At 61.9% G+C, this 13,651-nt stretch carries 13 protein-coding genes and 1 pseudogene; all 14 read left to right on the top strand.

Annotated elements, in window-relative coordinates; translation table 11 throughout:
* Positions 1 to 56 precede the first annotated feature (56 nt).
* A complete protein-coding gene (locus ACTJKL_RS29580; protein WP_338280806.1) occupies positions 57 to 737 on the top strand; it encodes a Crp/Fnr family transcriptional regulator in 681 nt (226 codons plus the stop codon).
* Between the two features lie 293 nt (positions 738 to 1,030).
* Positions 1,031 to 2,686, top strand: coding sequence for a cytochrome-c oxidase, cbb3-type subunit I (gene ccoN / locus ACTJKL_RS29575; RefSeq protein ID WP_127712321.1), 1,656 nt, complete (start codon positions 1,031 to 1,033; stop codon positions 2,684 to 2,686).
* A gap of 4 nt (positions 2,687 to 2,690) precedes the next feature.
* Positions 2,691 to 3,443: a cytochrome-c oxidase, cbb3-type subunit II gene (gene ccoO, locus ACTJKL_RS29570; RefSeq protein WP_440854543.1), complete on the top strand. Its 753-nt coding sequence runs from the start codon at positions 2,691 to 2,693 to the stop codon at positions 3,441 to 3,443.
* A 21-nt stretch (positions 3,444 to 3,464) separates the two neighbouring features.
* Positions 3,465 to 3,635, top strand: a complete 171-nt coding sequence (locus tag ACTJKL_RS29565; protein ID WP_100673587.1) for a cbb3-type cytochrome c oxidase subunit 3 — start codon at positions 3,465 to 3,467, stop codon at positions 3,633 to 3,635.
* Positions 3,626 to 4,507 (top strand): cytochrome-c oxidase, cbb3-type subunit III, encoded by an 882-nt coding sequence (gene ccoP / locus ACTJKL_RS29560; protein WP_440854542.1) that lies wholly within the window; start codon positions 3,626 to 3,628, stop codon positions 4,505 to 4,507. Before ACTJKL_RS29565 ends, ccoP begins: the two co-directional genes overlap by 10 nt.
* On the top strand, positions 4,507 to 4,698 hold the full coding sequence (locus ACTJKL_RS29555; RefSeq protein ID WP_324765278.1) for a hypothetical protein: 192 nt from the start codon (positions 4,507 to 4,509) through the stop codon (positions 4,696 to 4,698). The genes ccoP and ACTJKL_RS29555 overlap by 1 nt, the downstream gene beginning before the upstream one ends.
* A gap of 27 nt (positions 4,699 to 4,725) precedes the next feature.
* Positions 4,726 to 5,532, top strand: a complete 807-nt coding sequence (locus ACTJKL_RS29550) for a DUF2189 domain-containing protein (protein ID WP_440854541.1) — start codon at positions 4,726 to 4,728, stop codon at positions 5,530 to 5,532.
* Between the two features lie 2 nt (positions 5,533 to 5,534).
* Positions 5,535 to 7,802 carry a cation-translocating P-type ATPase gene (locus ACTJKL_RS29545; protein ID WP_324765280.1) on the top strand — a complete coding sequence of 756 codons (2,268 nt, stop codon included), beginning with the start codon at positions 5,535 to 5,537 and terminating at the stop codon, positions 7,800 to 7,802.
* Complete coding sequence (ccoS, locus tag ACTJKL_RS29540) at positions 7,799 to 8,062, top strand: cbb3-type cytochrome oxidase assembly protein CcoS (protein ID WP_324765281.1); 264 nt, start codon at positions 7,799 to 7,801, stop codon at positions 8,060 to 8,062. Before ACTJKL_RS29545 ends, ccoS begins: the two co-directional genes overlap by 4 nt.
* Entirely contained in the window at positions 8,046 to 8,375 is a 330-nt protein-coding gene (locus ACTJKL_RS29535; protein WP_440854540.1) for a hypothetical protein, read from the top strand. Before ccoS ends, ACTJKL_RS29535 begins: the two co-directional genes overlap by 17 nt.
* 816 nt (positions 8,376 to 9,191) lie before the next feature.
* Complete coding sequence (locus ACTJKL_RS29530; RefSeq protein ID WP_198516824.1) at positions 9,192 to 9,722, top strand: YcnI family copper-binding membrane protein; 531 nt, start codon at positions 9,192 to 9,194, stop codon at positions 9,720 to 9,722.
* Positions 9,723 to 9,790: 68 nt separating this feature from the next.
* Positions 9,791 to 11,416 carry a copper resistance CopC/CopD family protein gene (locus ACTJKL_RS29525; protein WP_324765283.1) on the top strand — a complete coding sequence of 542 codons (1,626 nt, stop codon included), beginning with the start codon at positions 9,791 to 9,793 and terminating at the stop codon, positions 11,414 to 11,416.
* Positions 11,417 to 11,723: 307 nt separating this feature from the next.
* Positions 11,724 to 12,398, top strand: a complete 675-nt coding sequence (gene ric, locus ACTJKL_RS29520) for an iron-sulfur cluster repair di-iron protein (protein WP_440854539.1) — start codon at positions 11,724 to 11,726, stop codon at positions 12,396 to 12,398.
* Positions 12,395 to 13,582 (top strand): annotated as a pseudogene (locus ACTJKL_RS29515) (NnrS family protein); the annotation flags it as partial. The gene ric and the pseudogene ACTJKL_RS29515, both read left to right, overlap by 4 nt.
* Positions 13,583 to 13,651: the final 69 nt, after the last annotated feature.

Here is a 13,651-nt window from a genome sequence, read left to right as displayed (position 1 = left end):
ACTTACCGAAACCGGCATAGCGCTAGACTGATGGCAGGTTTATTGGGACATTCGCAATGAAGACGCTGCAATTGACTTCGAGCGATAGGACGACCTTCCTGAGTTCGCGCTTCTTCGGACGGCTGCCGTGCTCCACCGTCGACGCCATTATCGAGGACACGAGGCTATCCACCTACGAGGAGCACGATATCCTCTTCCACAAGGGCGACAGCATCGACGACGTGTTCTTTGTACTTTCAGGTCTGATCCGCCTCTACCGCGTTGGAAAAGACGGGCGCGAGGCCGATGTGGCGGTGTTCTCCAAAGGCGAAATGTTTGCCGAGAACGTCATGTACCTGGGGCGTGCCACCGCCAGCGCGGAGGCTGCCGAAGCATCCAACATTGCGCGCATTGACAGTGCCAAGCTTCGCCAATTCGCCGCCGCAGACCCCGATGTGGCGCAGGCTTTCATCGAGCATCTCTGCCATCGAGGCAATATAACGGAAGACCTGCTCGCACAAGATCGCCTGCTCACCGCTACGCAGCGCGTTGCAAGCTACATCCTCAGCCATTGTCCAAACGGCACCACCACAAGCTTCTCGTTCCGCTTGCCGTTCCAGAAGTACGTGCTTGCGGGGAAGCTTGGCCTGGCCCCGGAAGCCCTGTCACGCGCCTTTTCGACGCTGCGCCAGTCCGGGGTCACCGTAAAGGGTCGGATGATCGAGATTCACGACCGGCACGAGCTGGAGCGGATCTAAGCCGGAGCAGCAGCACGACCGATCCGAAAATACACGCACAACGTTTAATTTACTGATAATTGAGGAGTTGACACAATACATCTTCCGGTAAGACATGGTCCGGTTCCAGAAGGCTGCGGATGCTTGGTTTCGCTATCCGCGTCGCGCGAGGATGGGGAACCATGTGCCGTGCCGTCAAGCATCGACTTCAAGCCCTGGATGCGATCGGCAAAGATCGACAGAAGCCTTGATTTGTCCCCCTTGGGGGATAGATGCTCTTTGCTAGGGGCTGTTCATGACGAGGGAGCAACTTCATGGGACAGTTGACGACGCGCGAACGGGATCGAGCCGCGGCAATATTGCTCGTCCTGGCTATTGTGGGCATAGCCATGGCGGCAGCAGGCCGGTTCGACCCGCTCGGAGTACATGGCGCGATTGTCCTCTTATACAGCCTCGGCCTGCTGTATGTTATAATGTCGAGCTCGTTCGGACCTCCGCCGGATCCGTCGCGGATCTCGCGCTACTACGACGATCCCATCAAGGTCGGCGTCTGGTTCACGTTGTTTTGGGCGATCTTCGGCATGTTCGTCGGAGTCTGGGCCGCCGCGCAGCTCGCCTGGCCTAGCCTCAATTTCGATACCGCCTGGGCGAGCTTCGGGCGGATCAGGCCGGCCCACACGACCGGGGTAATTTTCGGGTTCGGCGGCAACGCCCTGATCGCAACCTCGTTCCACGTGGTTCAAAGGACCTCGCGCGCCCGGCTGGCGGACCAACTCAGCCCATGGTTCGTGCTGTTCGGCTACAATCTCTTCTGCATTCTGGCCGTGACCGGCTATTTCATGGGCGTCACGCAGTCGAAGGAATATGCCGAGGCCGAATGGTATGCCGACCTCTGGCTCGTCATCGTCTGGGTCACCTATTTCATCCTCTACATCCGGACGCTGGCGCGGCGCAGGGAGCCTCACATCTACGTCGCCAACTGGTACTACATGGCCTTCATCGTGGTCGTGGCGATCCTGCACATCATCAACAACCTGACAGTTCCGGTCTCCCTGGGGCATGCCAAGAGCTACACGATCTGGGCGGGCGTGCAGGACTCTATGGTGCAGTGGTGGTACGGGCACAATGCGGTCGCCTTCTTCCTGACGGCAGGCTTCCTGGCGATGCTCTATTACTACCTGCCGAAGCGTGCCGAGCGGCCTATCTTTTCCTACCGGCTGTCTATCCTCAGCTTTTGGGGCATAACCTTCTTCTACATGTGGGCCGGCTCGCACCACCTTCATTATACGGCCCTGCCGCATTGGGTGCAGAACCTCGGCATGACATTCTCTGTGATGCTGCTTGTTCCCTCATGGGCATCGGCCGGCAACGCGCTGCTGACGCTGAACGGCGCCTGGCACAAGGTTCGCGACGACGCGACGCTGCGCTTCATCATGATGGCCGCCTTCTTCTACGGCCTGTCGACCTTTGAGGGATCTTTCCTCGCGGTCCGTCCCGTCAATTCGCTTTCGCACTACACCGACTGGACAGTCGGCCATGTCCACGCGGGGGCTCTGGGCTGGGTGGCGTTGATCACCTACGGTTCGCTCTACACGCTCGTGCCGGCGATCTGGAAGCGCGAGAGGATGTATTCGGCAGCCCTCGTTGAGGTCCATTTCTGGCTCGCCTTCGCCGGCACCGTGATCTACGTCTTCGCAATGTGGAACTCGGGCATCATTCAGGGCCTGATGTGGCGGACCTATACCGGGGAGGGGACGCTCGCCTATTCCTTCGTGGATTCCCTGGTAGCGATGTACCCCTACTACATTGCACGCGCCTTCGGCGGCCTGCTGTTCCTGATCGGAGCCGTTGTCGCCACCTACAACATCTGGATGACCGTTCGCGGCGTCCCTGTGCTGGCTGAACGGCACGACGACGTTCCGGTCGCCGCGCCATTGCCGAAAGGCGCGGCAACGGGACCGGCGGAGTAGGATCATGCGCGAACTTATCCATCGAAAGCTCGAGCGGACGGCGATCGGTTTCGTGCTGGCGATCATCCTGGCGGCCAGTGTCGGCGGCATCGTGGAGATCGCTCCGCTGTTCACAATTAACGAGACCGTCGAGGACGTCGAGGACATGCGGCTCTACACGCCGCTGGAGCTCGCCGGCCGAAACATCTATATCCGCGAGGGCTGCTATGCCTGCCACAGCCAGATGATCCGCACGCTGCGCGACGAGGTCGAGCGCTACGGCCCGTATTCGCTGGCGGTCGAATCCAAATATGATCACCCGATGCTGTGGGGGTCGAAGCGAACCGGACCGGATCTCGCCAGGGTAGGAGGCAAATATTCCGATTTCTGGCATGTAGCCCATCTCACCAACCCGCGCGACGTCGTGCCGGAGTCGAACATGCCGGCCTATGCCTGGCTGGCGCGGACACCATTGCGCCTGGATGACCTCGGTCTTCATCTGGAGGCGCAGCGAAGCGTCGGAGTGCCCTATACCGACGAAATGATCGAGAACGCCGCGCAGGACGCCTTCGGCCAAGCCATGCCCGACAGCGAGCAGGCGTCGGGCGTCACCGAACGATATGGCGAGGAGACCCAGGTCAGCGCCTTCGACGGGGTGGCAACACGGGTCACGGAAATGGATGCGCTCGTCGCCTATCTGCAGGTCCTCGGACGGCTGACAAAGGCGGCGTACCAGAACACGGCAGCGCCGGAACAGGTACCCGATCCAGCCGATTGAACGAGAAAGGGACAATTCGTCATGGACGTGACGCACGAGACACTGGTGGAGGCGGCGAAAAGCTGGGGGCTCTTCTATCTCATCGGATTCTCGATCTGTGTCATCGTCTACACGTTCTGGCCGGCTAACCGCGACCGTTTCGATCGCGCCAAGAAGGCGATTCTCGACAAGGATGATCAGCCATGGACGTAGAAGAAGTCGATCCAATCAGCGGCCGGAAGACCACCGGGCATGAGTGGAACGGCATCAAGGAGCTCGACACCCCGGTTCCGCGCGGAGTGCTGCTTTTCCTCGTCATCACTCATGTCTTCGCGCTTATCTGGTGGGTTCTGCTGCCCACGTGGCCGCTGGGCACCACCTACACCAAGGGCCTGCTTGGGATCGACGAGCGCGACGTTGTCGAGGAAAAACTAACCGCCGCGGCTGCCGCCAGAGCGACCTGGGAGAACCAAATCGATACGCTCTCCTACGACGAGATAAGGGCGGACGAACGCCTTATGGCGACGGTGCGCTCAACCGGCCATCAACTCTTCGGCGACAACTGCGCCGTTTGCCACGGCGTCGACGGAAAGGGTCGCAGCAACTATCCGGATTTGACCGATGACGACTGGCTTTGGGGCGGCGGACCGGAGGATATTGAGCAGACTCTGAGGGTTGGCATCAACACCAGGCACCCTGAGAGCCGCGTCGGGCAGATGCCCTCGTTCGGACGCGACCAGATGCTCGAACGCAATCAGGTCCGTGATGTCGCCGCTTACGTCTATTCGCTCACCAATCCCCAATACTCCACGCCGGAGAACATTGGCCGGATCGAGGCGGGTAGAGAAGTGTTCCTCACCACTTGCGCCGCCTGCCACGGCGAAGACGCGAGAGGCAGTCGGGAGGTCGGCGCTCCGAACCTGACCGATGCCTATTGGATCTACGGCGGCTCGATGCAAACCATCATCGAGTCGGTCCATGGCGGACGCCAGGGCCACATGCCGACATGGGACGAGCGGCTGACACCGGCGGAGATCAAGATCCTGGCCCTCTATGTCAACGCGCTGGGCGTGGAGAAGCCGTGATGACGAAGGTTGTTGCCAGACGAAGCAGATCGGCGCTGGCCTGGTGGGGCCTCGTTGCTGCGGCGATTTTCCTCGGCGCTAACGCCCACATGCTTTACGTCGCGATCGATAGCGATCCCGGATGCGTCGCCCACCTCAAGGAGACGGGACCGACACCGGGACAGTACAGGGCCGCAAAATCATCCTGCTGACGGCATGGTGTACCCGTGGAGAGACATATGTCTGGAACTCGAAAGTTACAGCGTTGGGTAGGCGAGGTCTCAGGCATAGAGGAGACCTGGAACCCGAAATGGCAGCGCCATTTACCGGCCCAGGCGCCCTTCGAGTGGTTGGCGAAAGGTTGGCGTGACCTGATCAGTTTCCCGATGCTCAGCCTGAGCTACGGGATAACCGTCTTCGTCGTTTCCTTCCTGATCATCTGGCTCCTCTTCGCGACCGGACGCGACTATTTCTTGTTCCCCGCCGTTGCAGGTTTCATGATCATCGCGCCGCTCCTCGCCACGGGCCTTTACCTGAAGAGCTCGCGCCTCGAGCGCTCCGAGCCGGTCACTCTTGGGAGCATGCTCCGCGTCAGACCGGTGGCCGGCGCCCAGGTGTTCTTCACGGGGCTTCTGCTCTGCATGCTCATGCTGCTCTGGATGCGTGCGGCCGTGCTCATCTATGCCTTGTTTTTTGGAGTTCGGCCGTTTCCGGGCCTAGGGCATGTCACGCAACTGCTTCTGACGACGCCGACCGGTTGGGCCATGCTTGCAGTCGGCATTTTCATAGGCGCGCTTTTTGCGGGCTTTTCCTTTGCTATAAGCGTGTTCTCCATCCCGATGCTTCTGGACCAGCGCATCGATGCGTTCACGGCAATGGGGATCAGCGTGGCGCTTGTCTGGAACAATCTCCGTCCGATGCTCGTCTGGGGCGCGATTGTGCTTGGACTGTTCCTGGTAAGCGTCGCCACCGGGCTGATCGGTCTGGTCGTGATCTTCCCCTTGCTCGGGCATGCAACGTGGCACGCCTACAAGGCGGTGCACTAGTCATGTCCTGCTGTTCCGGGATAGCCGTTGCAAGCGCTGGGGCCGCTCCTCGGACGAGCCCGCAGGCTGAGGAGATCCGGCTTGCGAGCCGCGATCTCGGCGACGGCCTTCGCCAAACCGTATTGGCGCTGCCCGACATGCATTGTGCCGCCTGCATCGCTGCCGTCGAAGGCGTGCTTAGGAAACTCCCCGGCGTGGAACTCGCACGAGTGAATCTGTCCTCCCGGCGCGTGACCATCAACTGGCGCGGCAATGACGACGAGAGCCCGGATTTCACCGCCGCACTTGTGAAAATCGGCTATGCCTCGCATCTGGCCTCCATTGAGGAGGACACCCAGGATCCGGTGCTTTCTTCCCTTCTAAAGGCGCTCGCGGTTGCCGGCTTCTCGGCGATGAACATCATGATTCTCTCGGTATCGGTCTGGTCCGGGGCTGATCCCGCGACGCGCCATGCTTTCCATCTGATCTCGGCCGCGCTCGCTCTGCCGGCGATCGTCTATTCCGGCAGGATTTTTTATCGCTCGGCCTGGGCGGCGCTGCGGCACGGCCGCACCAATATGGACGTTCCGATCAGCGTCGGCGTTCTCCTTGCCTTCGCCCTGAGTGTTTACGACACCCTACACAACGCGGCTTATGCCTATTTCGACGCGAGCACGTCCTTGCTGTTCGTCCTGCTGGCAGGGCGAGCACTGGATCACCTGGTGCGGGGCAAGGCGCGTTCCGCCGTCGGAGCGCTTGCGAGGCTCGCGCCGCGGGGCGCCAATGTGATCCGGGCGGACGGCGCGATTGATTACGTCTCGCTTTCCGAGATCAAGCCTGGCATGCATCTGCTGGTCGCCGCCGGCGAGCGCGTGCCGGTCGACGGCGTTGTTGTCAAAGGCGCCTCGGAGCTTGATTGTTCGCTCGTTTCAGGGGAGAGCGAGTGGAAGCGTGCAGCGCCGGGAAGCGCATTGCAGGCGGGAGTGATGAACCTCGCCAATCCGCTGACACTGGTGGCGACCGTATCCGCCGACGGTTCTTTCCTGGCCGAGATGACCCGCATGATGGAGGCTGCCGAGAGCGGGCGCTCCAATTACCGCCGAATCGCTGATCGCGCCGCAAGCTTGTATGCGCCCGTCGTGCACGGTGTCGCCCTCCTTTCCATGTTCGCATGGCTTTACGGAACCGGAGATCTCCACAAGTCAGTCAGCATTGCCATCGCCGTGCTGATCATTACCTGCCCATGCGCCCTTGGACTTGCCGTGCCGATGGTACAGGTGGTGGCGGCACGGCGCCTCTTCGAACGCGGCATCATGGCGCGCGACGGGTCCGCATTCGAGAGACTGAACGAAATCGACACCGTACTCTTCGACAAGACCGGGACGTTGACCTTCGGCGAGATGCGTCTGGTCAATGCGGACGACATTGAGCCCCGGCTCTTGTCTCTGGCCGCGGCGATGGCGAGGGTCTCGCGGCATCCCGCCTCCGCGGCCATTGCCATGGCGGGCGCAGGACGGCACGGGTCCCCTCTGGAGTTCGAGAGTCTGGAGGAGATTCATGGCTGCGGAATCGAGGGGCGGGCAGGGAATGCGGTCTACCGTCTCGGGCGCCCGTCGTGGGCGTCGAATGCAAGGCAGGTCGACCTGGGAGCGGCGTCGGTAGCCGTGCTGTCGAAGGACTGCGAAACGATAGCGGTTTTCGCATTTGAGGACTCCATCCGTCCTGGCGCTCGAGAGCTTGTACAGACACTCCGCTCCGCCGGCTATTCACTAGCGATAGTTTCAGGAGATGCCCATCCCGCGGTTTCGTCCGTCGCCAAGCAGTTGGGCATCGAGAAGTTCTCGGCCGAGCTACTTCCCGGTGAGAAGGTGAAGGCCATCCGGTCATTGGCCGAGGCGGGCAGCAAGGTGCTGATGATCGGCGACGGTCTCAACGACGCGCCGGCTCTTTCCGCCGCACACGTGTCGATCGCCCCGTCGTCGGCGACGGACATCGGACGAAGCGCGTCCGATTTCGTGTTCCTTGGTCACAGCCTGCTGGCTGTCCGAGAAGTCATCGAAGCCGCGTCCAGGGCCGATGTGCTGATCCGCCAGAACTTCGGAATGGCAGTCGCCTACAATATCGTCAGCGTGCCCTTCGCAATCGCAGGACTGGTCACGCCGCTCGCTGCGGCGCTGGCCATGTCCTTGTCCTCGATCGTCGTCGTTGGAAACGCGCTGCGCCTCCGTGCAAAGGTTAGAAAGGGCCCGCGCTTTTTCCGGGCGACCAAACCAGTCACGGCAAAGCCATGAACTATCTTGCCGTTCTTATACCGGTGGCATTGGCGATGGGCGCTGTCGGACTGCTGGCATTTCTCTGGTCGCTGCGTGCGGGTCAATATGAGGACCTGGACGGGGCGGCTGAAAGAGTCCTGTTGGACGATGAGGAAGACGAAGGGCCGCCGGCGGACCCGGCCATGGACGGAACCGCCAGCACAGGCCAGCGTTCTGGACCGAAAGAAGACGATGAAGCGACGCTGCACCCCGGAGGATCCAATGCCAAACACGGATGAACACATGGACAACCGCTCCCCGGAGCAAGCTGTGGAGAGGTCAAGTTCGAAACAGAACGACATGCCGGACCGCCAGATTGATCCTTCGGAGTCCGTGACCTTGTTTGCAATTGCCCTTGGCGCGATCGGCGGTCTAGTCGGCCTCGTCACCGGGATCATTCTCCTGTCGAATTCCGGACTCGGGGCCGCTGTCCTCAATTGTCTAATTGCAGTCCTTGCTGGTGGGTCTGCGGGGATCGTCGCCGGGGGGACGCTGGGAGCGGCGATCGGCATCACGCGCGGCATCCGGGTGCCTAGACAAGTCGGGCCTTGATCATCACGGCTATCGCGTCGCTTGAAATCGGACCTATTGCGACGCTGGTTTTATCGCTGTTGCCCAAGCGTCGGTGGTAAACGCCAATCGTTAGGGCGAATGCGGCCAGCTGATCCGCGAATAACTGCGCTTATCTCTCCGACCCCGCGTTTGTTGATCTGGAACAAGGATTGTTCCAACAGGCTCGTCTATTTGCTGCATCGAGTGCTGCGCCCGTATGGAGAATGGACGATGGCGAGACGACGAACGGGATTGAGCCGAGGGCTGGCGCTGGTCGCCGCTTGCATGCTCGTCCTGCAGTCCGTTGTCCACGCTTTTGTCGGCCAAGGACCGGTTGTCCGACAATTGGATCCCTTCGGCGATCCCCTCTGCATTACGGGGGCAAGCCACTCCGACACTGACCCTGGCGGCGGCGATCACGACAGGCTGGCCGAGTGCTGTATCCTCGGATGCGGCCTGTCCTCGGCTTTGCCTGCCCCACCTGGCGGTATCGCGTCGGTTCCTGTAACGCCGCGGTCTTCAAGCGCTGTCCTGCCCCCATCCTGCGAGCTGTTGGTTCGCAGAAGCGACCATGATCCCGGCTGTCCCCGAGCTCCGCCGCCGACTGCCTAGATCGCGTCGAGCGTGTTTTCCCACGCCGGAAACTTCCTGACGCCTGGACCAACGTTAGTCGAGGTGCAGGCTATCCGAACTTCGTGAACTGCGGGCTGCTGTCCAGTCCCCAACTCAACCCCTTCAGCTGTGAAGCGGACCGGCGACGCTGGTCCTCGCGAATCCCGCCGACGCGAGCCGGCATTCGATAAGGAGAAAAGTCCAATGCTAAAGAAACCGGTGCTGACCGCCGCCCTGATTGCCGTTGGTGCGGGAGCGGCGATCGCTCACACCTCGCTCGAAACGAAGGAAGCTCCGGTAGGCGCGAGCTATAAGGCCGTCTTCCGCGTGCCGCACGGCTGCGACGGGAAGCCGACCAACGCGGTGCGCGTCCAGATTCCGGAGGGCGTTATTGCCGTTAAGCCGATGCCCAAGCCCGGCTGGACCCTGGAGAAGGTAAGCGGCGCCTACGAGAAGTCCTACGACAACCACGGCACCCCGACGAAGGAGGGCGTGAAGGAGGTGCTGTGGAAGGGTGGCCACCTGGGAGACGACGAGTACGATGAGTTCGTAGTGCGCGTTTATCTGACGTCGGACCTGCCGGCGGGCAAGGTGCTCTATTTCCCTACCGTGCAGGAGTGCCCCGACGGCGCGGCTGAACGATGGATCGAGATCCCGGCAGAAGGCCAGAGCGGCGACGATCTCGAGTTTCCGGCTCCCGGTGTAAAGCTCCTCGAGAAGGCGGGCAGCCACTAAAAACAATGAGAGGCGGAGGGAAGCGTGCACTCGAGGCGCGCTTCCCTATATGGCTGACGGAGATTGGCATGATCAACCCGCGCTTGGAGGGACGCCGATGCCACGCCCCGGCTCGCATGCTGGCGCTTTCGGTGCTGGCCTGTTCTGCATGGCTCTGGCTCGCCGCAACGGCCTTCGCGCATGCATCGCTGGTCGAGACCAACCCGGCAGACAACGCCGTGCTCGCCGAGGCGCCTGCGGCGTTTTTGATGACCTTCAGCGAGGTGATCTCGCCGCTCTCCCTAAGACTGGTCGGGCCGCACGGCTCGAGCGTTAGCCTCGAACACTACGAGCTACGCGATCGAACACTGAAAATCGAACCACCGTCCAGACTCGTCCGGGGCACGCATGTGCTTTCCTGGCGTGTGGTCTCCGAAGACGGACATCCGATCGGTGGTTCGGTGATCTTCACGATTGGGGCGCCGAGCGCAACGCCTCCCGCAGCCGCAGTGGGCATAGACTGGGAGGTTGGCACGGCAATATGGATGGCAAAGCTCGCCCTCTATCTCGGCCTCTTTCTAGGAATTGGCGGGTCGTTCGCGCTGTCGTGGCTTGGAAAGGGCGAGCGCTCCGGAACCGTGGCCATTCACATCATTCTCGGCGTCGGACTCGTCGGAGCGCTGCTGTCTGTCGGCTTCCAGGGTCTCGACGCGCTCGCCGTTCCTCTTCGGCGCCTCGTGCATTTGGCGACCTGGCAAGCTGGAATGAGCACTAGCTTCGGCCGGACCTCCGTCGTCGCCGTTCTTGCTTCTGTGATGGCAACCTTTGCGCTGGTTGCGAAGGGCGGCTGGGGGCGCCTTCTTTCTCTGGCTGCGCTCAGCGGGACCGGTCTGGCACTTGCGCTGAGCGGCCATGCCAGCGCCGCGGAACCGCAATGGGTTACGCGCCCGATGGTCTTCCTTCACGGCGTCGGGATTGCGTTCTGGACAGGAGTGCTTACACCGCTGGGACTAGCGCTGGCACGTCGCACACCAGAGTCTGCGGGCATGCTGCGCCGCTTCTCCACCACGATCCCGCTCGTTCTCGCCTTGCTGATCGTCGCTGGCATGGTGTTGGCCGTGACCCAGGTTCGCAAACCGGCAGCATTGGTTGAGACCGCCTACGGGGTGGTACTCCTCGCCAAATTGGCTTTGTTTGTTCTGCTTCTTGCTCTTGCGGTGTTTAATCGCCTGCGGCTGACGGAGCCGGCAGAGCGACGTGACGCACCGGCTGCAGGGCGCCTCGCTCGGTCGATCGCCATCGAAACCGTCGTCGCCGTCTTGATCTTCGGCGTAGCCGCAGTATGGCGGTTCACGCCCCCGCCGCGGGCATTGGAAGTTGCCGCTTCCCGACCTGCAGCCGTTCATCTCCATGCAGCGCGAGCCATGGCGAATGTGCGGCTCTCGCCAGGCCGTGTCGGTCAGGTGGCGGCATTCATCGAGGTGTTCGGCAAGGACGGGCAGGTCCTCGCGCCAAGGGAGGTGACGCTCGTCCTTTCCAATCCCGCGTCTGGCATAGAAGCGATCCGGCGGCCCGCGCAGCCCACCGGGGAGAGAAACTGGCGCGTCGATGGTCTCGTGGTGCCCTTGCCCGGCGCTTGGCATGTGCGGCTTGATCTCCTGGTCTCCGATTTCGAGCTCGTGAAGCTCGAGGGCAAGGTTGGAATCCGGCCCTGAAGATGCCCCTTGCTTAGCTTAACATCCACTGGGGGGCGAAGTCTCGAGCGGCCAGGACGCCGTGTTCGACAAGACATTCGGCAAGCCACTTTCCTGCAGGCACAAAGGCGCGCGTGCTCTCTCTCTGCGAAAGCACAATTCTGGAGCGCGACGTTGAAAAGCACTGTTTGCGCAGGCGCAAAGACGTGCGGACCAAAATTCTGCACAAGGAATGTCGAATTCAGGGACGCGAATTCGGCGCGATACTGGCTTCGGCCAGCGGAATCCAAGCACACACCTGGGAAGAAACACGGCAAAGGAAAAGCTCATGACGGAAATAAGCCTCAACAACACTGTGTCAGCAATCGCAGCAGAGCTGCCCGGAGCCGCGGAACTATTCCGGGGACATGACATCAGCTTCTGTTGCGGCGGCGACGTCCGACTCTCGGAAGCCGCCGTTAAGGCGGGTCTCGCACCGTCGGCGCTGCTTGCAGAGTTGCAATCCCTCGTAGTGGCCGCAAGACGAGATGCACCTGCGCAGACATCGGACCTCATCGGACACATCCTGGACAGATATCACCAGACGCACCGTGCGGAGCTCGCCTGGCTCATCCCGCTCGCCCAGAAGGTGGAGCGGGTGCACGGAGACCACCCCTCGGCACCGATCGGGCTCTCCCAGGTTCTTGAGCACCTGCGGGACGACCTAGAGAGCCACATGATGAAAGAAGAGCAGGTCCTCTTCCCGATGATGCAACGCGGCGGCAGTGCGGTGATCGCCCATCCGATCATGCGGATGCGAGACGAGCACGAGGAGGAGGCGGAGCATCTCCGGACGATCGAACATGTGACCCATGGGCTTTCGCTGCCGCCAGGCGCCTGCGGCTCGTGGACCGCGCTTTATACGGGACTGCGCAAGTTCACCGACGACTTGATCGCGCACATGCATCTCGAGAACGCCGTGCTGTTTCCGCGCTTCGAAGACCAGTCCCAGGCGGCCGTTTGACTTACGAGTCGACCGATTGGGGTTCCATCTGGCGGGCGCCATACCGACCCCTGTTTTTTCTCGCGGGACTATGGGCGCTTGTCGTGCCCATGGTCTGGCTCCTCCCGCAACAACTCGCACCGGACAGGGTCGAGTGGCACAGCCGCGAACTTGTGTTCGGCATGGGGGGAGCTGCGGCAGGGGGCTATCTCCTGTCGGCCCTGCCAGCCTGGACGAAGAGGAGGGCGGTCTCGCCGGCCGCCACTATGGTTGCAACCTGGCTCTGGTGCGTCGCCCGTCTGACCGGCGCGCTCTCGGACCATTTGCCCTTTATCGCTGCCGCGACCGGGGTGTCCGCCTATTTCGCGTTCCTGACTGCGATGTTGATGCATGGCATTGTTGTCTCCGGGGCGTGGGATCGGTGCTGGGCGCCGCTTGGGACGGGCGCGCTTGGCATAAATGCCTTGGTTAGCATCGGCGATGGCCCGGGTCCCAAGCCGCTGCTTTATGCCGTGCTGATCGTTTTGATAGGCGGACGCGCCGTGCCCGCCTTCACGCGATCCTGGCTGGACCGGAGAGGAAGAGGGAAGTTGCTCTACACTCGGCGAAATCTTTCCCACCTGGCGATAGCGGGCACTCTCGTCGCAGCCTGTCTTCATGGCGCTTGGCCGCCTACGCTGCGAGGTCTCCTGCTGTTGTTTTCGGGCGCTGTGCTGCTGTGGCAGATGAGCGCATGGCGGAGCCTCTGGACCCGCCGCTATCCGGCCTTGTTCATCCTGCATGTTGCCTTCGCCTGGACACCGACGGCGCTCATTCTCGGCGGCCTTTCAGCTATTATACCCGACCAGGTTCCAGCAGATGACGCCCTGCACGCACTGACGATGGGCGCGATGGGCACGATGATCGCCGCCTTCATGATGCGGCCAGCCATGGTCCGCGACGGCGAGTCCCTGATCCTCGGTCGGGCCATGGCAGGCGCGTTCTCACTCGTGTCGCTCTCGGCGCTGCTGCGGATTTCCGGCGGCTGGTTGAATGAAGACGCTTTCAACACCGCCGCTGCTGCCGCAATCTGTTGGATGGCGGGGTGGACGCTCTTCCTCGTCGCATATTTTCCGGCCATGAGCGGTCCTGTTCCTAGACCCGCGTTCAGCGCCGCACTCGGCAATAAGGTTGGGCGTGGCAACGGCATCACGGCCGTGGAAGGGGTCCGCAGAGCACCAAGGTGCCGGTGCTTGAGAATGCCCCTCCGATTAGATGTATCTTGCAGGAGAGAG

The sequence above is a fragment of the Sinorhizobium sp. 22678 genome (assembly GCF_052044265.1).
Taxonomy (GTDB): Bacteria; Pseudomonadota; Alphaproteobacteria; order Rhizobiales; family Rhizobiaceae; genus Sinorhizobium; species Sinorhizobium meliloti_A.
The sequence above is the reverse complement of the archived record's forward strand: the minus strand, read 5'-3'. Positions and strand labels throughout refer to the sequence as shown.